This window comes from Acetoanaerobium sticklandii (assembly GCF_000196455.1).
Classification (GTDB): domain Bacteria; phylum Bacillota; class Clostridia; order Peptostreptococcales; family Filifactoraceae; genus Acetoanaerobium; species Acetoanaerobium sticklandii.
On record NC_014614.1, the window covers coordinates 1,018,917 to 1,040,205 of the forward strand.

Here is a 21,289-nt window from a genome sequence, read left to right on the forward strand (position 1 = left end):
TAAAGAAGTTCACGAATAATATATTTTTCGAGAGCTTCTTTTTTGCTATTATTGTATAATTTATAGTTAAAGGGGTATTTTATTAATAGTTATGAGAGGGGGAGCATTCCATGAGCTTTCTTGATAATATAATAAGCAAAAATAATTCAAGTGATGATTTTGTGAAGTACAAGGACATAGTACTTAATTTAGATGTATGTCTACTTATGCTCGAAAATGGAGATATTGAATATATAAATCCAGCTGGAGAGGCATTAATTTCAAGAATTAATGGATGCTCAAAAGAGGATTATGATTGCGAAATATGCGAGAAACAAATCAATCTTTTGCTTGAACAGGGCATAGGAGCTTTATCAAATTCAATGAGACAGAGATATTCATACATAACAGCAATAAATGGTCAAAGAACTGTATTTTATATAAAAATTGAAATTTATAAACTTCAAATGGATGAAACTAGGATGATGGTTAGATTTGAAGACTATACTGATCAGTATCTAGCTGAAGAGTATATGAAAAGTGTAAATAAAACTAATAGCATGATTAGCAAGATTTCCAGCAGGTTTTTAGGGAACTATGACAAGGACAAAGCTATAAACGAAGCCTTAAGAGATGTAGGTATGCTTACTGGAGCGGATAGAGTATATGTATTTGAGCTTCTAAAAGAAAATACTATTATCGACAACACCTATGAGTGGTGCAATAAAGAAGTAGATTCTATCATGGGAAAAAGAAAACAGTTAAATTTTCAGGACTATACCTGGTGGATAGAAGAAATAAATGCCCACGAAAAGGTATGGATTATAAGAGACTGCAAAGATTATGATTGCAGTTTAAATGATATCAATCTACTAAATCTTTATAATATTACTTCACTTTTTGTTTTTCCAATAAAAAGTCAAAATGAAATTGTAGGCTTTATTGGTGCTGATAATATATCGCCAAGCTGTGAGATGAACAACGAAATCAATAAAATTTTAACCTTGGTTGCTAGACTAGTTGGGAACAGCATAGAAAGCTTTAAGGATAAAGAAGCGATAATTGAAAGTGAGAAAAGATTCAGGGAGTTATTTCACAATATTAATTCAGCAATATTTATTCACAGGCTTGAGGATAATAAAGTTAGTCCTTATTTCTTAATGGTAAATGAACATGCATGTCATATCTTAGGCTATTCGCAATCGGAGTTTAGCTCTTTAACTTTGCACAATCTTATAGAGGGTGATATCTACGAAGATATTATAAATGAAATAAACGATAACTCTCATAAAAAAAATATGACCTTTGAAGTGAACTTAAAGGCTAAGGATAATTCACTTATATTAGGAGAAATGACAGTGACAAATACGCTTCTAAACAACGAAGAAATTGTATTGATTGCTGTAAAAGATATAAGCAATAGAAGAATATATGAAAAAAAATTGGAAGATAGAAATAAAGAACTTAAGGATGCCTTAGTTCAACTAAAGGAAATTCAAAATCAAATGATTCATCAAGAAAAAATGGCTGGAATAGGTCAGCTAGCAGCAGGAATAGCCCATGAAATTAACAATCCTTTAGGTTACGTAATGAGCAATTTTGATACATTGAAGAAATATATAGAAATATATGACTCTGCGATTGAAGAATTTCTAAAATGTTCTAGTAAGGATAAGACAATAATAAAAGATATGGAAACTGACTCAAGAGAAGGGTCTAATAACAGTACTCTTATTAGAAGACTTAATCTAATAAAAGAAGATATGCCTGATTTGATTCATGATTCTAAACATGGACTTGATAGAATTCACAAAATAATAACTGGACTAAGATTGTTTTCTAGATCAGATGAGTCGGATACTATTGAAGACTACGATTTAAACGAAGGCATAGAAAGTACCTTACTTGTTGCAAATAATGAAATAAAATACTATGCTAATATAATAAAAAAATTAGGAAATATATCTAGTATAAAAGTAATTCCTGTTGAAATAAACCAAGTATTATTAAATCTCATAGTAAATGCAGTGCATGCTATTAAAGAAAAAAGCCCTGATACTCAAGGAGATATAATAATAACTACATTTGAGGAAGAACACTCCGTATGTTGCAGTATAGAGGACACAGGCATAGGAATTAAAGAAGAAATAGTATCAGAAATATTTAATCCATTTTTTACTACGAAGCCTGTAGGTCAAGGGACTGGACTAGGTCTTAGTATATCCTATGAAATTATAAAAAATAAGCATAAAGGTGACTTAATAGTGGAAAGTACTCCTAATAAGGGAAGTAAGTTTACTATAAAACTGCCTAAATAGGCTATATGATTCCAATTGTTAGGGGGTCTTAATGTGAAAAGCAAAGTTAGAATATTAGTAGTGGATGATGAAAAAGAGATTTTAAGGGCAATTAGACGAATGACATTCGAGATTGATTTAGAAATGGATTATTTAGCCTCTGCATTTGAAGCAATTAAAGCATTTAATGACAATCCCTATGACATAATAATTTGCGATATAAAGATGCCAGATATGGATGGAATAAAGCTTCTAACCTACATTAAGGATAATTTTCCTACTACTTCTAGAATTGTATTAAGCGGTCATGTCGATGGAAATTTTATTTTTAATATTATAAAAAATTCTATAGCCCATTCATATATGTACAAGCCATGGGACAATGATAAGCTTATATCGCTTCTAAATAAGCTAAAAAGTGCAAGAACTATAGCTATTAATGAAGATATAATGGAAGTCGTGGGAAGTATTGATATACTACCAATTCATCCAAATACATTAAAAATGATAAAATCAGGTTATCCATTTGACGAGGATGATGAGAAGCTATATTCAATACTTTGCAATGACCCTGCCCTAGCACTTAGATTTATTCATATTGCTAATTCTCTAAATGCTGTGCTAAAGCCATCTACATTATCAAAAGCTATAAAAAATCTCACTAAAGACCAAATCAATAAAATCCTAGAGGATTATTTAAATGATAAAAATTTAGTTTTAAACATGGTTGAGAGTTCAGATTTACAAATCTTTTGGTCTTATATGATGAATAATAAGGAAATAATTATTAGACTTTACAAACATCTATTTGATAAAGCAATTTCTCAGGAGTACAAGCTTATAGCTCTTTTGTTTGATATAGGTCAGCTAATGCATTTTGAATATTCTAACCTTCTCAAAGCTAAAGAAATTTCACATGAAAAGTTAGGGGCGGCCATACTTAATTTATGGGGGATGCCTTCTGATTTAATTGAATGTGCTTTGTATCACAACGATCCATATAATCCAAATGTAACAAATAAAGACTTAGTTTATCTTATCGCATTATCAAACTATATAAATTCAATATTTCATAATAGAGAGATTCAAGGTTTTGACTGGAGAGGCATATTAGAGTATTTTGGTAAGGAAGAAAGTGACTTTGAGCAAATTATAGACACATTAAAAATGAAAGTCATGAATTAAATAATGAAGGGATAAAAAATGATAATAACACAAATAACAGAGCTCTCAAAATATATACTTAAAGAATATATAAAATCTGGAGATAAAGTAGTCGATGCGACTCTTGGAAATGGCAATGATGCAGAATTTTTAGCTCAAATAGTAGGTGAGCAAGGCAGAGTTTACGCTTTTGATATAGACTCGGATGCGGTAGAGGCTTGTAAAGAAAGATTGCAAAGCAAATATCTACAGATTGATTTTATTTTAGATTCTCATGAAAATCTAAATATATATGTAAAGGATACTATTTCAGCTGCTATTTTTAATCTAGGATATCTTCCTGGTGGAAACCATGAGACCTACACAAAAGCAGATGTTACTATAAAAGCACTTAATAAGGCTTTAGCTCTCTTAAAACTAGAAGGAGTTTTAGCTATAGCTTCCTATGTAGGACATGATGACTTTCAGGAATTTAATGCTGTAAGAGAATTTATGAAAAATTTAAACTCGAAAGCATATAAAGTTATTTTTATAAATCCAGAGAATCAAAATGAAAGAGCTCCAAAACTATTCATCTGCCAAAAGATAAAAACTGAATCAGGCCTAATTACAAAGCTTATGATAAAGAAATCCAAGGACTTGCCACGTGAATCAGTAAAAACTCTAAAGTTATCAAGTGATTGCGGGATAGTGGACGATATCCATGCAGGCAGAACGTTAAGACAGATAAGTCTACTAAGCCAAAGTACAAAATCTAGTTTGCAGGATTATAAAATGGGCCTATGCGTAAATCGATTCTCTGAAAATATAAGGTTTGATAATCTGGAAATAATGAGTTTGAAAGTTTCTCAGCAGCTTAAAATAGCAGATGCTGTTTTAGAAATAACTCAGATAGGAAAAGAATGCTTTGAAGACTGCCTTATTAGAAAGGAAAATAAACGATGTCCGTTATATACTCAAGCTTTATTTGCTAGAGTTATAGTGGAAGGAGAAATCTGCTTAGGGGATGAAATAGAGCCTTTATCATTAAAATAGTCAGTTTTTTGGAGGGAGAAATGCTAAGATATTCGCGAAATAAAAATCTAATGTCAGATGAAGAAATTATACTTTTGTCTCAAAAAAAGGTCTGCGTATTAGGCCTAGGAGGTCTTGGGGGCTATATTGTAGAAATGCTTTCTAGGATTGGAGTTGGGAGCCTAACTTTAGTGGATGGAGATGTTTTTGATGAAACAAATTTAAATAGACAGCTTTTTAGTTCAATGAACAACTTAGGAAGCTCGAAAGCTCTAGAAGCTGAAAAAAGAGTAAAGGGAATCAATCCTCTAACTAAGGTTATTCCAGTCTACGAATTTGTAGACTCTTCAAATGCGATGAAAATAATTGCCAATCACGATGTAATAGTGGATGCTCTTGATTCCATTGATTTGAGGAAATATATAGCTAAGGTCTGTACAGAGCTAAACCTTCCTCTAGTTCATGGAGCAATTGCTGGTTGGTACGGTCAGGTTGCAACAATTTATCCAAATGACACTACTCTAGACATACTATATCCTAAGGATATTAAAAAGGGTATAGAAAAAGAGCTAGGAAATCCATCGTTTACCCCAGCACTTGTAGCTTCGATTCAAGTGAGTGAAGTAATAAAATTACTTTTAAACAGAGGAGATTTGCTTAGAAATTCCTTTATGATTATAGATCTTTATACAAACGACATAGAGGTAATTAAAACTAAATAAAATGTATTTTTTAAAGGGAACAAAAGAGCATGATGATATGAAATAAAAATCTTATGGTCTCAATATTACATAGTTTATACCAATAAAAAAATTAAATTGAGTGAATTTTCCATAAAAATTTAATTTATTTGTAAAAATAATATTGTACTCTTTGATTAGATTTGATATAATCTTTTTATTCGTTAGGATTTTCCTAGCGCATGAGTTTTTACTCATACATACTTAAAAGCATTAGGGTTGATGTTAGCTCACAACCTTGGTGCTTTTTTTCTTGCAGTTTTTATGTTTCAAAAAAATATTTGACAAAGGATATCTAATGTTATATAGTTTGAATATAAAATGATTTGATAATCAAACTATTTCATAATCAAACTATATATTTTGGAGGAATTATGCAAATAAACGAGATAAAAGAATTGGCTATGTTAATGAATAGCGCTGGACTTAGTGATATAGAGCTTAAGATTCCAGGAATGGAAATAAAGCTTAAAAAGCAAGGCGCATTTGTTCAGATGACATCAACGCCAGCCGTTGAAGAAACAAAAGACCAAGTACAGATACATATAGAATCAAAGCCGGAAGAGAAAGTAACTAAATCTCTTAATGGCAAAGAAGTAAAATCACCAATCGTAGGAACTTTTTACAGTAGTCCATCTCCAGATTCACCAGCCTATGTCAAAGTAGGAGATACAGTCAAAAAAGGCGATGTCCTATGTATCATTGAAGCTATGAAGATGATGAACGAGATAGAAGCTGAGCTAGATGGAAAAATAGTTGAGATATTAGTAGCAAATGAATCAGCAGTTGAGTTTGGGCAGCCGCTATTTCTCATAGAGGGAGTTTAGAATTATGTTTACTAAAGTGCTCATAGCTAACAGAGGAGAGATTGCTGTAAGAGTAATCAGGACCCTTAGAGAAATGGGAATCGCCAGTGTAGCAGTATATTCTGAAGCAGATAAAGACAGCCTTCATGTTCAGCTTGCAGATGAAGCTGTATGTATTGGTCCAGCTAAATCTAAGGATAGCTACTTAAACAGCATGAATATATTAAGTGCTGCTCTGACTACTGGAGCTCAAGCTATTCACCCAGGATTTGGATTTTTATCAGAGAACGCAAAGTTTGCAAAGATGTGTGAGGAATGCAATTTGACTTTTATAGGACCATCTTGGCAAACCATAAATAAAATGGGAGACAAATCTAGAGCTAAAGAAATGATGAAAGCTCAAAAAATTCCCGTAATCCCAGGCTCAGATGGAATTGTTAAGGAAATAAGTGAGGGTCATAAAATAGCAAATGATATTGGATACCCTGTTATGATAAAAGCTGCTGCTGGTGGTGGTGGCAAGGGTATGAGAATGGCTACTTCAGAAAAAGACTTTGAAAATGCATTTAAAAATGCAGCAACTGAAGCGAAAAATGCTTTTGGAGATGATGGCCTTTATATAGAAAAGGTAATTGTAAATCCAAAGCACGTGGAAGTTCAGCTTCTAGCAGATAAATTTGGGAATGTAATTCACCTAGGTGAAAGAGATTGCTCAGTCCAAAGAAAGAATCAAAAGATGGTAGAAGAAGCACCTTGTATAGTAATTAGTGACGAGCTTAGAGAAGCTATAGGAAATGATGCCGTAGCTGCAGCAAAAGCTGTAGGGTATGAAAATGCAGGAACTATAGAATTTCTTCTAGACAAAGATGGGAATTACTATTTTATGGAGATGAATACTAGAATTCAAGTAGAACATCCTGTTACTGAGATGGTAACTGGTATAGATATAGTAAAGCAGCAGGTATTAATTGCAGCAGGACATAAAATGCAGTACGCTCAAGCTGATGTAAAGATATTAGGTCATGCGATAGAATGCAGGATAAATGCCGAAGATGCTTCTAATGGATTTAGACCTTCGCCAGGAAAGATAAACAGCCTTCATATACCAGGTGGAAATGGCGTCAGAGTGGATTCGTTTTTATATCAAGGCTATAGCGTACCGCCACACTACGATTCAATGCTAGCAAAGCTAATAGTATACGCAACTACAAGAGATGAAGCAATCATGAAAATGAAAAGAGCTTTAGGCGAGTTTGTTGTTGATGGAGTTATTACAAATGTAGATTATCATTTTCAGATAATGGAAAACAATGTTTACAAATCAGGATTGTATGATACTGGTTTTATAGAAAATAGCATGGGGGTTGATTAACATTTTTGAACAACTCTTTAAAAAAACACAATATGCAAAGTTAAAAAAAGATGCAGTTATGAATATTCCAGAAGGAATGTGGATAAAATGCGGTTCATGTAAATCCAATATATATGCCAATGATTTAGAAGAGACAAAGCAGGTATGTCCATCATGTGGATACCATATGCCGCTTAGTGCTTGGGACAGAATTGAGCTTATAACGGATAATGAGATCTTCATAGAGTTAGATGAGAATATTCAAAGCTTAAATCCAATAGATTTTCCTGATTATGAAAGAAAGACCAAGACATCAACTCTAAAAACTGGATTAAAGGAAGCTGTGATAACTGGCATAGCAAAGATTAACACTGAAGATGTGGTTTTAGCTGTTATGGATTCAAGATATATGATGGGAAGTATGGGAAGTGCTGTAGGAGAGAAAATAACTAGAGCAGTTGAAAAATCTATTGAGCTAAGATATCCACTAGTTATATTTTGTGCCTCAGGTGGAGCGAGAATGCAAGAGAGTATTTTTTCACTTATGCAAATGGCTAAAACAAGTGCAGCTCTTGGCAGACATAAAGAAGAAGGACTACTATATATAACTGTACTTACTCATCCGACAACTGGAGGAGTAACAGCGAGCTTTGCAATGCTAGGAGATATTATTTTAGCAGAGCCTAAAGCGCTTATTGGATTTGCAGGTCCTAGAGTTATAGAACAGACTATCAGGCAAAGACTTCCAGAAGGGTTTCAAAGTGCAGAATTCTTAAAAGAAAAAGGCTTTGTAGATAAAATAGTAGAAAGAAAAGATCTTAAAACTGTACTTTCGAAACTGATCTTCTTTCATAAAGAAAGGAAAGAGGCTTAATGAAATCAGCAATGGATAGAGTTAATCTAGCTAGGCATAAAAAAAGGCCTACTACCTTAGATTACATAAAGCATATATTTGACGATTTTATAGAACTCCATGGAGATAGATGCTTTAAGGACGATCCAGCAATAGTTGGGGGAATAGCTTCTCTAAATGGCAAAAGTGTAACGGTAATAGGTCATCAAAAAGGTAGAGATACTAAAGAAAATATTTATAGGAATTTTGGTATGCCAAGCCCTGAAGGGTACAGAAAAGCTCTTAGACTCATGAAGCAAGCAGAAAAATTTGGTAGAAGCATCGTAACCTTTATAGATACTCCTGGAGCTTACTGTGGACTAGGAGCAGAAGAAAGAGGCCAAGGTGAAGCTATTGCAACTTGCTTGATAGAAATGGCTGGGCTAAAGGTTCCAACTATATCTATAGTTATAGGTGAAGGTGGAAGCGGAGGGGCTCTTGCCCTTGGAGTTACAGATGAAATTTGGATGTTAGAAAATGCTATATACTCAGTCTTATCGCCAGAAGGGTTTGCAAGTATTCTTTGGAAGGATTCTTCTAGAAGCAGTGAAGCGGCTTCAATGATGAAGCTGACAGCAGAAGACTTAAAGCAGTTTGGAATTGTAGATAAAATAATCAAAGAACCTGGAAAAGGTGCTCATGATAATCCTTCAAAAACTGCAGAGCTTATTAGGTCAAAATTGTTAATGGGACTTTCTAAAATTGAAGGTATTCAAAGAGATACTCTATTAGAAAAGAGACTTAATAAATATAGAAATATCGGAGAATTTTCAATATAGAGTTCCAAAATTGCGTTTCTATGGGTAAGATATGTATATAACAATTTATTAGGATGGTGAAATCATGTCAAACCCAATGAAATTAATTAATGATATACTGGTAGATTTGTTCAAGAATATCTTAGATATAGAAGAACAAGCTCTAAAGGATAGAGGAATAATAGATTTATCTATGAATGAAATGCATACACTTGAAGCCATAGGCTATGAAGATGTTAAGACTATGTCTGAAACAGCTGAAATCTTGAAGATTACGCTTGGAACTCTTACAACATCAGTAAATAGATTAGTAAAAAAAGGTTATGTACAAAGACTGCAAGATGAGAAAGACAGAAGAATAGTGCTAATTAAACTCACGGATAAAGGTCAAGAAGTTTACAAAATTCATGAAGATTTTCATATGGAAATGGTAGCAAAAATGCTTATCGATTTGAATTTGGAAGAAGATAAAGCACTTCTTGGTTCTTTAGAAAAGTTAAAAGAGTTTTTTCAAAGTAATTATATGAACAGTTCTGATTAGAAGGAAAGGGGGAGTATATGAGCTATACTTCCATTATAGGAACAGGAAGCTATATTCCTGAAAATATAATTGACAATAATTATATAAGCCAGTTTGTAGATACAAGTGATGAGTGGATAACTGAAAGGACTGGTATAAAAGCCAGAAGACTTTCAAAAGGAGAAGATACTTCTCAGCTAGCAATAAAAGCAGCTCAAAGAGCTATAGAGATGGCAAAAATTAATCCAGAGGATATAGGACTTGTAATACTTGGAACTATTACACCAGACACTTTTACTCCATCAGTAGCTTGCATAGTTCAATCAGCTATAGGTGCAGTTAACGCAACTAGCTTTGATATATCAGCGGCTTGTAGCGGTTTTATATATGGGCTTCAAATAGCAGATAAATTCTTGCAAGGAAGCAATATGAAATATGCTTTAGTAATAGGCTCAGAAGTTCTTTCTAAAGCTCTAGACTGGGAAGACAGAAACACCTGCGTTATATTTGCTGATGGAGCAGGGGCAGCTATATTAGCTAAAAACGAAGAATATGGAATTAAAGCTAGTTTTTCAGGAAGTAGTGGAGATGTAAAAGGAAGTCTAGTACTGCCTGCACTTCAAGTAAACAACCTGATAGCTAAGTCAGAAAATAAAAACAGCGTTATAAGCATGAACGGCAGAGAGATATTTAAGTTTGCAGTTCAAATTATGCCAAAATGTATAAATGCAGTACTTGAAGAAGCAAATATGAGTCTTGAAGATATAGATTATATAGTACCACATCAAGCGAATTACAGAATCACAGAATCTGTAGCGCAAAAAATGAATATACCGATAGAGAAGTTTTATATGAACCTAGATGAATATGGAAATACTTCCTCAGCAACTATTCCTCTCGCTCTAGATGAGATGAACAGAAAAGGAATGCTGAAAAAAGGACAGAAAATAATATTAGTTGGTTTTGGTGGCGGCCTCACTTGGGGAAGCGTACTGATAAATTGGCAAGGTTAAAATATTAGGACTTGCTATATAAATTAAAAAAAATGGAGGAATTTAAAATGACATTTGAAAAAGTAAAGGAAATTTTATCAAAACAATTAGAGGTATCTGTAGACGAAATTCAGCTTGCTAACTCACTTCAAGAAGATCTTGGAGCAGATTCACTAGATGTAGTAGAAATAGTAATGGCTTTAGAAGACGAATTTTCAATTGAAATAGCTGATGAAGAAACAGCTAAAATCAAAACTGTTGATGACATTGTAAAATACATCGACTCACAAAAATAGGCCTACTAAAAGACTCTCTATACCTAGAGAGTCTTTAGAAAATTTATATTGAATCTAGGCCATATTTCTAGGAGGGAATATGATAAAAACTGAGATTTGTGAATTGCTTGGTATACAGTATCCGATAATTCAAGGTGGAATGGCTTGGATTTCAGATTGGAGCTTATGTTCTGCTGTATCAGAAGCTGGAGGTTTAGGCGTTATTGCAGCTGGAAATGCTCCAAAGGATTGGGTAGTAGATCAAATTAGAAAAGTAAAAGAAGCAACAGATAAACCTTTTGCAGTAAATGTAATGCTACTTAGCCCATATGTAGAAGAAATTGCTCAGGCAGTTTGTGAAGAAGAAGTAAAAGTTGTAATTACAGGTGCAGGAAATCCTGGTAAATATGTAGAGATGTGGAAAAAAGCAGGGATAACTATAATCCCAGTTGTTCCATCAGTTGCTCTTGCAAAAAGAATGGAAAGAATAGGGGTAGATGCCCTTGTAGCTGAAGGTGGAGAAGCTGGAGGACACGTTGGTGAAATTAATACAATGGCTCTTATGCCACAGGTGGTTGATGCAGTAAGCATACCTGTAATAGCAGCAGGAGGAATAGCTGATGGCAGAGGTGCACTAGCGGCATTTATGCTAGGAGCTTCAGCCCTTCAAATAGGAACAAGATTCTTAGTTGCAAAAGAATGCAATGTTCATGAAAATTATAAAATGAGAATTTTGGATTCGAAGGATACTGATACGGAAGTTACTGGAAGAAGTACAGGACATCCAGTTAGAGTGCTAAAAAACAAACTTACAAGAAAGTTTAAAACATTAGAAAAAGAAAATGTGGATCCTGCTGTTTTAGAAGAGCTAGGAGCAGGAGCTTTATATAAAGCGGCTATAGAAGGAGATATGGAGCAAGGCTCTATTATGGCTGGGCAGGTAGCTGGACTTATTAAGAAAGAGCAAACTGCAAAAGAAATTATTCTAGAGATTATGGATGAATCAAAAGAGCTGTACGGTAAAACCGGAAAGAAATTAGGACTTTTATAGGAGGATAATATGAATAAGATAGCATTTGTATTTGCTGGCCAAGGAGCTCAGTATACAGGTATGGGTAAGGATTTCTTCGATAACTTTGAATCCTCAAGAAATATATTTAAACTAGCGGATGAATCACTGGGCTTTGGTTTAAGCGAGATATGCTTTAGCGGATCAGAAGAGGAACTTTCTATGACGGAAATTACTCAACCAGCTATCCTAACAGTTACCTCGGCTATACTAGAAGCGGTGAAAGAAAAAATAGATTTTCCAGATATGGTAGCAGGACTTAGTTTAGGTGAATATAGCGCTCATGTCTGTGCGAATAGCTTAGATTTTAAAGATGCAGTAAAACTAGTTCAAAAAAGAGGAAAGTATATGCAAGAGGCAGTACCGCCTGGAGTAGGAACTATGGCTGCGATAATGGGACTTACTAAAGAGCAGACTATAGAGGTATGCAAAGAGGCAGCTTCGTTTGGAATCGTGGAGCCTAGTAATTTTAACTGCCCTGGACAAACTGTAATTGGCGGAGAAATTGAAGCAGTTGATAAAGCCTGTGAGATTGCTAAAGCTCATGGAGCAAAGAGAGCTATGAGACTGAAGGTAAGTGCACCTTTTCACACGTCTATGCTTGAAAGTGCAGCTTTTCAGCTTTCAGGAGAGTTAGAAAATGTAAATATCAGACCTATGGAGATTCCTGTAGTTACAAATGTAGATGCAGGCGTTATAAACCATGAAAGTCAAATCAAGGATATTCTCGTAAGGCAAGTAATGAGCTCAGTACACTGGGAAGACTCAATAAAAATGATGATAGAAAATGGAATTGATACCTTTGTAGAAATAGGACCAGGCAAAACCTTAAGTGGGTTTATTAAGAAAATAAACAAGGATGTAAATACTTTTAATATTGAAAATATGATTTCCTTTGAGGAAACTATAAATAGATTGGAGGAACTTGGCTATGGCAAAAACAGCAGTGATAACTGGAGCGACCAAGGGATTGGGTAAGCAAATAGCTTTCGAGCTAGCTAAGGACGGATTTGAAATAGTAATAAACTATAGAACAGAAAACGACAGTCTAGCTCAGATGGTAGAAGAAATAAACAAAACAACTAAAGCATATACTTTTAAAGCAGATATAAGCAATTTTGATGAAGCAAAAGCTCTAATAGATTTTGCAGCTTCTGAGACTGGAAAAATTGATTTATTAGTAAATAATGCAGGAATCACAAATGACAAGCTACTGGTTAGAATGTCAGAAGAAGATTTTAGCAAGGTTATTGACATCAATTTAAAAGGAACATTTAACTGCATCAGACATGCAAGCAGATTAATGATGAAGCAAAAATTTGGAAGAATAGTAAATATTTCTTCTGTAATAGGTCTAATTGGAAATGTAGGACAAGCAAACTATGCAGCATCAAAGGCTGGAGTTATTGGACTAACAAAGTCAGCAGCTAGGGAAATGGCTCCTTACTCAGTTACAGTAAATGCTATAGCTCCTGGATTTATAAAATCTGATATGACAGATAAGCTTACAGATGAAATAAAAGATAACATTAAATCATCAATACCTATGAGAAAAATAGGCGAATCTAAGGATGTAGCAAATCTAGTGAAATTTTTAGCAAATGATGAAACAGGATATATTACAGGACAAGTAATCAATGTAGATGGCGGAATGGTTATGTATTAATCTATAATATGGGAGGCACGTATGCAAAAAAGAGTTGTAATTACAGGTATGGGGACCATAAATCCAGTTGGCAATAATCTAAATGATTATTGGAATGCTCTATTAGAAGGAAAATGTGGAATTGATATAATCAAAGCCTTTGATCCATCTGATTTCAAAGCTAAAACAGCTGGTGAAGTTAAAGACTTTAATCCATCAGAGCTTATAGGAAGAAAAGAAGCAAAGCGCTTAGATAGATTTTCGCAGTTTGCAATTGTAGCAGCTAAAGAAGCACTTACACATAGCAAACTGGATATGGATAAAATAGATAAAAATAGAGCAGGAGCAGTTATTGGAAGTGGAATAGGTGGTCTAGCTACTATTGAAGCGGAACAAACTAAATTGTTAAATAGTGGACCAGATAGAGTATCGCCTCTTTTTATTCCTATGGCTATTTCTAACATGGCAGCTGGAAACGTTGCAATTACAATAGGTCTAAAAGGAATTTGTACTTCTGTTGTAACAGCATGTGCTTCAGCTACTAATGCTATTGGTGAAGGATTTAGGTTGATTCAGTCAGGAAATCAAGATATAGTATTTGCAGGTGGAGCTGAAGCTTCAATTACACCTCTTGCTATAGCAGGATTTGCATCTATGACAGCTCTAAGTACATCTACTGACCCTAAAAGAGCATCTATTCCTTTTGATAAGGACAGAGATGGATTTGTAATGGGTGAAGGAGCTGGAGTACTAGTGCTTGAATCTTTAGAGCATGCTCAGCAAAGAGGAGCTGACATCTACGGAGAAATCGTAGGTTACGGCTGTTCTAGTGACGCTTATCACATTACATCACCAGAACCATCAGGAGAAGGTGGAGCTAGAGCTATGAGCAATGCATTAGAAGATGCTGATGTTAAGCCGGAAGAAGTAATCTACATAAATGCTCATGGAACAAGCACTCCTTACAATGATAAAATAGAAACAGCAGCTATAAAGCGTGTATTTGGTGAGCATAGCAAGGATATGGTTATTAACTCTACTAAGTCAATGACTGGTCATTTGCTTGGAGCAGCAGGAGCTGTAGAGGCTATAGCTAGTATAATGTCTCTTAAGGAAGGCATTGTTCATCCTACTGTAGGACTTGTTACTCCAGATGAAGAATGTGATTTAGATTATGTTAAAGGAGAAAAAAGAGTAGTTGACGTAAAATATGCTCTTTCTAACTCTCTAGGTTTTGGAGGTCATAATGCCAGCCTTCTTTTCAAAAAATGGGAGGGTAAATAATGTTAGATAGCAATCAAATACAAGAAATTATCCCACATAGATATCCATTTTTATTAGTGGATAAGATATTAGAACTCGAGCCTGGCAAAAAGGCAGTGGGACTAAAAGCAGTTACGGCTTCAGAATATTATTTTCAAGGTCATTTTCCACAGGAACATGTAATGCCTGGAGTGCTTATAATTGAAGCACTGGCTCAAGCTGGAGCGGTGTGTATTTTAAGCGTAGATGCAAATAAAGGTAAGACAGCTTATTTTGCAGGAATAAATAAGGCTAGATTTAAGACAAAAGTAAAACCTGGAGATGTGCTTACTCTTGAGGTTGAGATTATAAAATCAAAGGCTTCTATAGGAATAGGAAGCGCTATAGCAAAAATAGGAGACAAGGTTGCAGTAGAAGCTGAACTAATGTTTGCTATCGGCTAAAAATAAATCCCTTTTAACTTTAGATATTAATTTAATATTTAATAGTTATAAAGGGATTTTTTGTTTAAATTATAGTGTTTATATTGTATAGTATAAAGTAGAATTTAATACTATGATCAGGAGGTTTGAGATGAAGATAGGCATTTTAGGTTTAGGTACAGTTGGCGGAGGAGTATGGGATATTCTATCCACCACTAAGTTTCAAGAATATGATATTAAAGTTAAAACTGCTCTAGTTAGAAATAAAAGCAAATATATCTCTTATGAAGAGCAAGGCCTGAATTTGACCTTAGATCCTTACGAAATATTAAACGATCCTGAGATTGATACTGTAGTAGAGGTTATGGGCGGAATTGATAAGCCCTATGAATATATAAAGTACGCATTATCACAAGGCAAGCATGTAGTTACTGCCAATAAAGCAGTTCTAGCCAAGCACATGGAGGAATTTTTAGCTCTAGCTAAAAACAATAACGCAGCACTTTTATATGAAGCAAGCGTAGGTGGAGGAATACCTCTTATTAAGCCTTTAAAGCAAAATGCTAGAATAAATAATTTTTATGAGATTTCGGGGATTTTAAATGGAACTAGCAATTTTATTTTGAGTAAAATGTCAAAAGAAGGCTTGGAGTTTGCAGATGTATTAAAGCAAGCTCAAGAAAAAGGCTATGCTGAGCAAGACCCTTCAGATGATATCGATGGTACTGATATGGCAAGAAAGATTTCAGTGCTTTCTAGTACAATTTTTAAAAAGCACCTTCCACTTGAGCATATTCAAATAAATGGAATCAGACATATTGAAAAGCAAGATATGGATATAGCAAAAAAAGCAGGATGCGACATAAAACTAATAGCCAAGTCTAATTATGAAAATAATAATTATAAGGCTGCTGTAGAGCCAGTTATTTTAAAACAAAACTCCATTTTTGCCCAAGTGTCTGATGAATATAATATTGGTATGGCAAAAGGAGATAACCTAAGCGAAGTGAGCTTTTATGGAGAAGGAGCTGGAAGATATGCAACTGCAAATGCAGTAGTGAGTGATCTTTTAGATATATATAACCACGAGGCTATTGAGCACCTAGCAGTTGATTTTTCTAGCACAAAAGTAAATCCAATTTTAGCAGACTATTATGTGAGATTAAATGATACAAATAAAATAGAAGAATTAAAAGCAAAGCTTTCATCTTATAATTTAATAAATTTACACAAAGGAGCTTTTATTGCTGAGAAAATTACTTCATCAGAGATTAAAAATTATGCTGATGAAATAAATGTAGCTAATCAAAACTATTTTATTGCTAGACTTGATGATGCTTTAATTCCAAGCGAGCTTCTATAATATAGAGATAATCTAGGAGGAACCATGAAAAAGAATTTGACATTATTAGGATTAGCATTAATCCTAGGGCTTACCTTACTGCCAATTGAGGCATCTGCCGAGTCAGCATCCACAGTAGTATCGCTTAATGAGTACACCAATCAATATGAAAATCATGCTTTAGGGTACAGCCTTCATGTTTATCAAGATATGAAGATTGACGAATCTGCAATGGATATAAGAACTAGATTTGTAAATGCTGATACGACTATTGATGTTTATTATGATGATTTTACAAATGAGCTTGATAGTTTTGCAACTTATAAAAATTATGGGAATAAAAGCCTTTATAACAATCCTTTGTTTTCTGTAAGCAAATCAAGGGACATTAAAGTAAGTGGAATTAAATCACATTTGATTTACTATACTAGGCCAAAGCTATCCAAAATAAAAAATGATAAAAACTATTATGCCTGCGTAGAAATACCTAGGACAAATAAAAAGGTATACACTATAATAATGAAGTCAAACAAGCCAATATCTGATTTTGAAGCAATTGCTAGCACTTTTGAATTTACATCCTCAAGCTCAGCTATGCCAGCTTATAAAGCTACGAAAACTATAACTAGACCTATGAGTAAAGAGGCTAAAGTATTTTACGATGAGACATTTGCTCAAAAGAGTAATTTGAAGTTCGGTATTTTTGAACCAACTGCTCCATATGATTTTTCATATCTAAAGCAATTACAAACAAAGTTAGATTATGATTTTCCTGTTATTGTAAGGTATCAGCATATGGATGAAAAATTCCCTAAAAATGAGATGCTTACGGCAAAACTAAATAATAAGGTAGTTGAGCTTACTATGCAAACTACAAAGGAGCAAGGCTCACAGGAGGATATAACCTATAAGATTTTAAATGGAGAATATGACCAGTATTTTATTACCTACGCCAATGATTTAAAATCTATTAATTATCCTGTTTTATTTAGACTGAACAATGAGATGAACGGAGACTGGTGCAAATACAGTGCATATCATTATGGAAAAGATGCAGATTTATATGTCGAGCTATATAGATATATTTATGATTTGTTCAAAGCAAATGGAGTAGATAATGCTATTTTTGTATGGAATCCCAATGAAAGAAGCTTTCCAAACTTTGCTTGGAATCACTACATGTCATATTATCCAGGGGATGAGTATGTGGATGTAGTTGGATTAACAGGATATAATACAGGAAATTACTATAAAGGAGAAAGCTGGAGAAGCTTTGAAAGAATCTACGATGAAATATATTATGAATATGCAAATAGATTCTCCCAACCACTTATGATTACAGAATTTGGTTCTAGCTCACATGGTGGAGATAAACCAGCTTGGATTCAAGATATGTTTACTAAGATTAACAAATATGACAGAATTAAACTTGCCATTTGGTGGAGTGGAGTTGATTGGGATACCAAAGGCAATCCAGCTAGAATATACAAAATAGATGAATCAGCCACAGTAATTGAAGCTGTAAAAAATGGATTGACTAGAATTAAAAAGTAAAGTTTCTAAAAGCTTGCTTTTAAGTGTGAGATAAAATGTTTATAGCATAAGCAATTCGGGAATAGATAGTAAAGAAAATAAATGTAGGAGTGAGAGCAATGATAGAATGTAAAAGTCCAATAAACTCTGAAATAATAGCAACTATAAACTCAACAAAGCCCGATGATTTAGAAGCTATCTATAAAGATTCAGCTGATGCATTTAGAATATGGTCACATTTATCTTTAAAGGAAAGATTGAAATATATGCAGTCTCTTAGAAAGTATTTAGTAGAAATGGGAGATGAGCTTAGCAGAGAAATATCAAAAGCTACAGGAAAGCCTGTCATAGAAGCTTATACATCGGAGGTTCTATCGGTGATAGAAGCAATAAAATACTATGAGAAAACTGCAGAGGATACTTTATCTACAAAAAAAGTATCTAGTCCGCTATATTTTAAGCCGAAAAAAAGCTATGTAGAATATAGACCACTAGGTACGGTGCTTGTTATATCACCTTGGAACTTTCCGTTTAATCTATCTATGGTGCCAGTAATTTCAGCACTGATAGCTGGAAATAGTGTAATATTAAAGCCTTCTTTTGAAACTCTTGCCGTTGGAAAGCTTATTGAAAGAATGTTTACTGCCTTAAATTTTCCGAAAAAAATAGTTCAGGTAGTTTATGCTAATAGCAACTCAGGACTTGGAGAAAAATTAATAGATTTAAAACCTAACAAAATATTTTTTACTGGCTCTACAGCTACAGGGAAAAAAATATTAAAACAGGCAAGTGAACATCTGATTCCTGTGGAACTAGAGCTAGGTGGCAAGGATCCTATGATAGTATTTAAGGATGCAAACTTAGAGAGAGCTTCAAGCGCTGCTGTCTGGGGAGCCTTTACAAACTCTGGTCAGGTATGCCTATCTGTAGAAAGAGCCTATGTACAAGAAGAAATATATGATGAGTTTCTATCATTAGTAAAAGCTAAGATTGGTGAGCTATGGCAAGGGACAGAGCCTTATGCAGATCTTGGTTGCATGACTAGTGATAACCAAGTTAGCATAGTAAAATCTCATATTGAGGATGCTAAGCTTAAGGGTGCAGAGCTCTATACAAAAGCAGAAATGATAGATAATAATAAATTTATTTCTCCAGTTTTGCTTAGCGGTGTAAATCACGACATGCTAGTGATGAGAGAAGAGACTTTTGGACCAGTTCTTCCAGTGATGAAATTCAGATACGAGGATGAAGCTGTAGAGCTTGCAAATGACAGTATTTACGGACTAGGAGCTAGCATATTTACTTCAGATGCAAACAAAGCGTCTAGAGTTTCCTCTAAGCTTAATGCTGGAGTAATAGCTATAAATGAAGTTATAGTTCCTGTTGCAAATATGGCACTTCCATTTGGGGGAGTTAAAGCAAGTGGAATGGGACGCTATCATGGAAAAGAAGGGCTGCTATCTTTTGTAAATGAAGTGGGAATCGTAGAAGACACTGGAATAAAGAACAAAGAGATTCAATGGTTTCCTTACTCAAAAAATAAAATGAATTTATTTAAGAAGATGGTCAAAATGCTTTATTCTTAAAAGTTAAAAAAACTAGGACTTAACCAATTGGTTATATCCTAGTTTTTATTTTGGTTACATAAATGTTATCATACCAAGTGAATAATCTTGGATTGCTTTTGAGTTAAGATTATAATAAACATTTTCTACTCAATAATTAGGTCAAGTTTATAAAGCTTCTTGAATGCAGACATAGCAGTTCTCGCATCATTGAGCTCTACTTCTGGATTGTCTTTAGAAATAACTTTAATTATAACTTTGTCTTTTTTGATTTCTATTTCTAAATCAGAAACTATACAGCTCATACTTTTATCAAGACTCTCAGCAATTCTGAGAAAGATAGCTATTTTTTTTATTTTTTGTACATCCTCTGAATCTAGCAAAAGTTTGTATCTGGAGTAATTTTCTAATGCTTTATTTTTTCTATGCATGGAAGCTGTATAAGCACTCATCAAAAGTTCCTTATGGGACAATCCATTTACTTGAGAATTAAGTATTACGAAGAATGAATTTCTATGGTGGTTATAGTAGTTTATTATTATTCCTGCATCATGAAGTAGTGATGAAGTGTCTATTATGTTGCCTATATCATCAGTTATCTTATGAACAGGTTTTAATAAATCAAAAAGACGTTTAGTAAGCTTTCTAACCTGATATGAATGCACGAGGTCTAGCCCCATAATCTTAGTAGTGTTTTCAAGTGATAGCATTAGAGGGTTATCTACATATACATTTTTTTCAAGCAGATAGTTGTAAAACAAGCCTTCTCTTACGCCCTTACCACTTACTATCAATTTATCGCTGTTAATCTGCTTCATAATGGCTGAAACAAGACCAAGGGAGCCTATAAAGATATCTGCTCTATCTGATGATAGCCCTGGATATGATTTTTTTGATTCATAATCCATTGCTTTGAGTTCATCGTATATTTCAAAAACCTCATCAGTTTTAACTTCATAATTATGGAGAATATCGATGGGGTAATTTCGTTTTAACATGTTAATCTTACCAATGTTACGAAGTGTTCCACCGACTCCTATAAGAGGTAAATTTTTCGCAGATTTAAGCCATGGAACTTCTTTTAGCTTGTCTGATATAAACTTCATCATTTTCTTTTCTTCATCTTTTGTAAGAGGGTCTTTAATTTTAAATTTTTGAGCAAAATCTATTGAGCCCATAGGGATACTTACGGACTCTATAAGCTCTCTGTTTTTCATAAGCACAAGCTCAAAACTTCCTCCGCCTATATCTAAAATTAATCCATCTTTTGAAAATACAGAATGGGAAACTGCTAGATAATCAAAGTAAGCTTCGTCTTTTCCGCTTATTACCTTCATATCTATATTAGTTTCATCATAAATTCTATCTATAAGCTCTTGGCCATTATTGGCTTTTCTAACTGCAGCAGTTGCAACAGCAATAATTTTAGTTGCATTTTGAGCATCGCATAATCTTTTAAACATTTTCATGGTTTTTAGTGCATCTTGAATTTTATCTTCCTTTAGGTTAGAATATTGATCTATTCCATCTCCTAAACGAATGGATTCCTTATGTTCATCCATAAGTCTAAATGACAAGTCCTTAAAGACTCTCACTAGTATTAATCTCACAGAGTTTGAACCCATATCTATGATTCCTATAGTATCCATAAAAATTTCACCT

Annotated in this window: 20 protein-coding genes; 19 read left to right on the forward strand and 1 reads right to left on the reverse strand. The window is 33.9% G+C overall.

From position 1 onward, the window contains the following. Positions 1–110: 110 nt before the first annotated feature. The 19 genes from CLOST_RS13520 to CLOST_RS04740 all read left to right on the forward strand — a co-directional run bounded on the left by CLOST_RS13520 (position 111) and on the right by CLOST_RS04740 (position 19,648). Positions 111–2,297: a GAF domain-containing sensor histidine kinase gene (locus CLOST_RS13520; RefSeq protein ID WP_013361103.1), complete on the forward strand. Its 2,187-nt coding sequence runs from the start codon at positions 111–113 to the stop codon at positions 2,295–2,297. A gap of 33 nt (positions 2,298–2,330) precedes the next feature. Continuing rightward, complete coding sequence (locus tag CLOST_RS04655; RefSeq protein ID WP_013361104.1) at positions 2,331–3,461, forward strand: response regulator; 1,131 nt, start codon at positions 2,331–2,333, stop codon at positions 3,459–3,461. 18 nt (positions 3,462–3,479) lie between these two features. Further along, complete coding sequence (gene mnmM / locus CLOST_RS13525; RefSeq protein ID WP_013361105.1) at positions 3,480–4,475, forward strand: tRNA 5-(aminomethyl)-2-thiouridylate-methyltransferase MnmM; 996 nt, start codon at positions 3,480–3,482, stop codon at positions 4,473–4,475. Between the two features lie 20 nt (positions 4,476–4,495). Further along, on the forward strand, positions 4,496–5,176 hold the full coding sequence (locus CLOST_RS04665; protein ID WP_041487105.1) for a HesA/MoeB/ThiF family protein: 681 nt from the start codon (positions 4,496–4,498) through the stop codon (positions 5,174–5,176). 392 nt (positions 5,177–5,568) lie between these two features. Continuing rightward, positions 5,569–6,021 carry an acetyl-CoA carboxylase biotin carboxyl carrier protein gene (gene accB, locus CLOST_RS04670; RefSeq protein WP_049779753.1) on the forward strand — a complete coding sequence of 151 codons (453 nt, stop codon included), beginning with the start codon at positions 5,569–5,571 and terminating at the stop codon, positions 6,019–6,021. Positions 6,022–6,025: 4 nt separating this feature from the next. Continuing rightward, positions 6,026–7,372, forward strand: a complete 1,347-nt coding sequence (locus tag CLOST_RS04675) for an acetyl-CoA carboxylase biotin carboxylase subunit (protein WP_013361108.1) — start codon at positions 6,026–6,028, stop codon at positions 7,370–7,372. A gap of 1 nt (position 7,373) precedes the next feature. After that, a complete protein-coding gene (gene accD / locus CLOST_RS04680; protein ID WP_041487361.1) occupies positions 7,374–8,225 on the forward strand; it encodes an acetyl-CoA carboxylase, carboxyltransferase subunit beta in 852 nt (283 codons plus the stop codon). Next, the gene (locus CLOST_RS04685) at positions 8,225–9,022 is read left to right on the forward strand and encodes an acetyl-CoA carboxylase carboxyltransferase subunit alpha (RefSeq protein ID WP_013361110.1); all 798 of its coding nucleotides are present in this window, start codon (positions 8,225–8,227) and stop codon (positions 9,020–9,022) included. Before accD ends, CLOST_RS04685 begins: the two co-directional genes overlap by 1 nt. A 64-nt stretch (positions 9,023–9,086) precedes the next feature. Continuing rightward, complete coding sequence (locus CLOST_RS04690) at positions 9,087–9,542, forward strand: MarR family winged helix-turn-helix transcriptional regulator (protein ID WP_013361111.1); 456 nt, start codon at positions 9,087–9,089, stop codon at positions 9,540–9,542. 17 nt (positions 9,543–9,559) lie between these two features. After that, entirely contained in the window at positions 9,560–10,534 is a 975-nt protein-coding gene (locus tag CLOST_RS04695; RefSeq protein ID WP_013361112.1) for a beta-ketoacyl-ACP synthase III, read from the forward strand. Between the two features lie 47 nt (positions 10,535–10,581). Beyond that, positions 10,582–10,809: an acyl carrier protein gene (gene acpP, locus CLOST_RS04700; RefSeq protein ID WP_013361113.1), complete on the forward strand. Its 228-nt coding sequence runs from the start codon at positions 10,582–10,584 to the stop codon at positions 10,807–10,809. A 79-nt stretch (positions 10,810–10,888) separates the two neighbouring features. Then, the gene (gene fabK / locus CLOST_RS04705; protein WP_013361114.1) at positions 10,889–11,839 is read left to right on the forward strand and encodes an enoyl-[acyl-carrier-protein] reductase FabK; all 951 of its coding nucleotides are present in this window, start codon (positions 10,889–10,891) and stop codon (positions 11,837–11,839) included. Positions 11,840–11,848: 9 nt separating this feature from the next. Next, a complete protein-coding gene (gene fabD / locus CLOST_RS04710; protein ID WP_013361115.1) occupies positions 11,849–12,835 on the forward strand; it encodes an ACP S-malonyltransferase in 987 nt (328 codons plus the stop codon). Beyond that, entirely contained in the window at positions 12,789–13,523 is a 735-nt protein-coding gene (gene fabG, locus CLOST_RS04715) for a 3-oxoacyl-[acyl-carrier-protein] reductase (RefSeq protein WP_013361116.1), read from the forward strand. The genes fabD and fabG overlap by 47 nt, the downstream gene beginning before the upstream one ends. A gap of 21 nt (positions 13,524–13,544) precedes the next feature. Further along, positions 13,545–14,786, forward strand: a complete 1,242-nt coding sequence (fabF, locus tag CLOST_RS04720; RefSeq protein WP_013361117.1) for a beta-ketoacyl-ACP synthase II — start codon at positions 13,545–13,547, stop codon at positions 14,784–14,786. Then, the gene (fabZ, locus tag CLOST_RS04725; RefSeq protein WP_013361118.1) at positions 14,786–15,208 is read left to right on the forward strand and encodes a 3-hydroxyacyl-ACP dehydratase FabZ; all 423 of its coding nucleotides are present in this window, start codon (positions 14,786–14,788) and stop codon (positions 15,206–15,208) included. The genes fabF and fabZ overlap by 1 nt, the downstream gene beginning before the upstream one ends. Positions 15,209–15,338: 130 nt before the next feature. Then, the gene (locus CLOST_RS04730; protein ID WP_013361119.1) at positions 15,339–16,550 is read left to right on the forward strand and encodes a homoserine dehydrogenase; all 1,212 of its coding nucleotides are present in this window, start codon (positions 15,339–15,341) and stop codon (positions 16,548–16,550) included. A 24-nt stretch (positions 16,551–16,574) separates the two neighbouring features. Beyond that, the gene (locus CLOST_RS04735; protein ID WP_013361120.1) at positions 16,575–18,083 is read left to right on the forward strand and encodes a glycoside hydrolase family 26 protein; all 1,509 of its coding nucleotides are present in this window, start codon (positions 16,575–16,577) and stop codon (positions 18,081–18,083) included. A gap of 98 nt (positions 18,084–18,181) precedes the next feature. Beyond that, complete coding sequence (locus tag CLOST_RS04740) at positions 18,182–19,648, forward strand: aldehyde dehydrogenase family protein (RefSeq protein WP_013361121.1); 1,467 nt, start codon at positions 18,182–18,184, stop codon at positions 19,646–19,648. 125 nt (positions 19,649–19,773) lie between these two features. Here the strand turns inward: CLOST_RS04740 and ppx are convergent, their stop codons facing one another. Continuing rightward, positions 19,774–21,276 (reverse strand): exopolyphosphatase, encoded by a 1,503-nt coding sequence (gene ppx / locus CLOST_RS04745; RefSeq protein ID WP_013361122.1) that lies wholly within the window; start codon positions 21,274–21,276, stop codon positions 19,774–19,776. Positions 21,277–21,289: the final 13 nt, after the last annotated feature.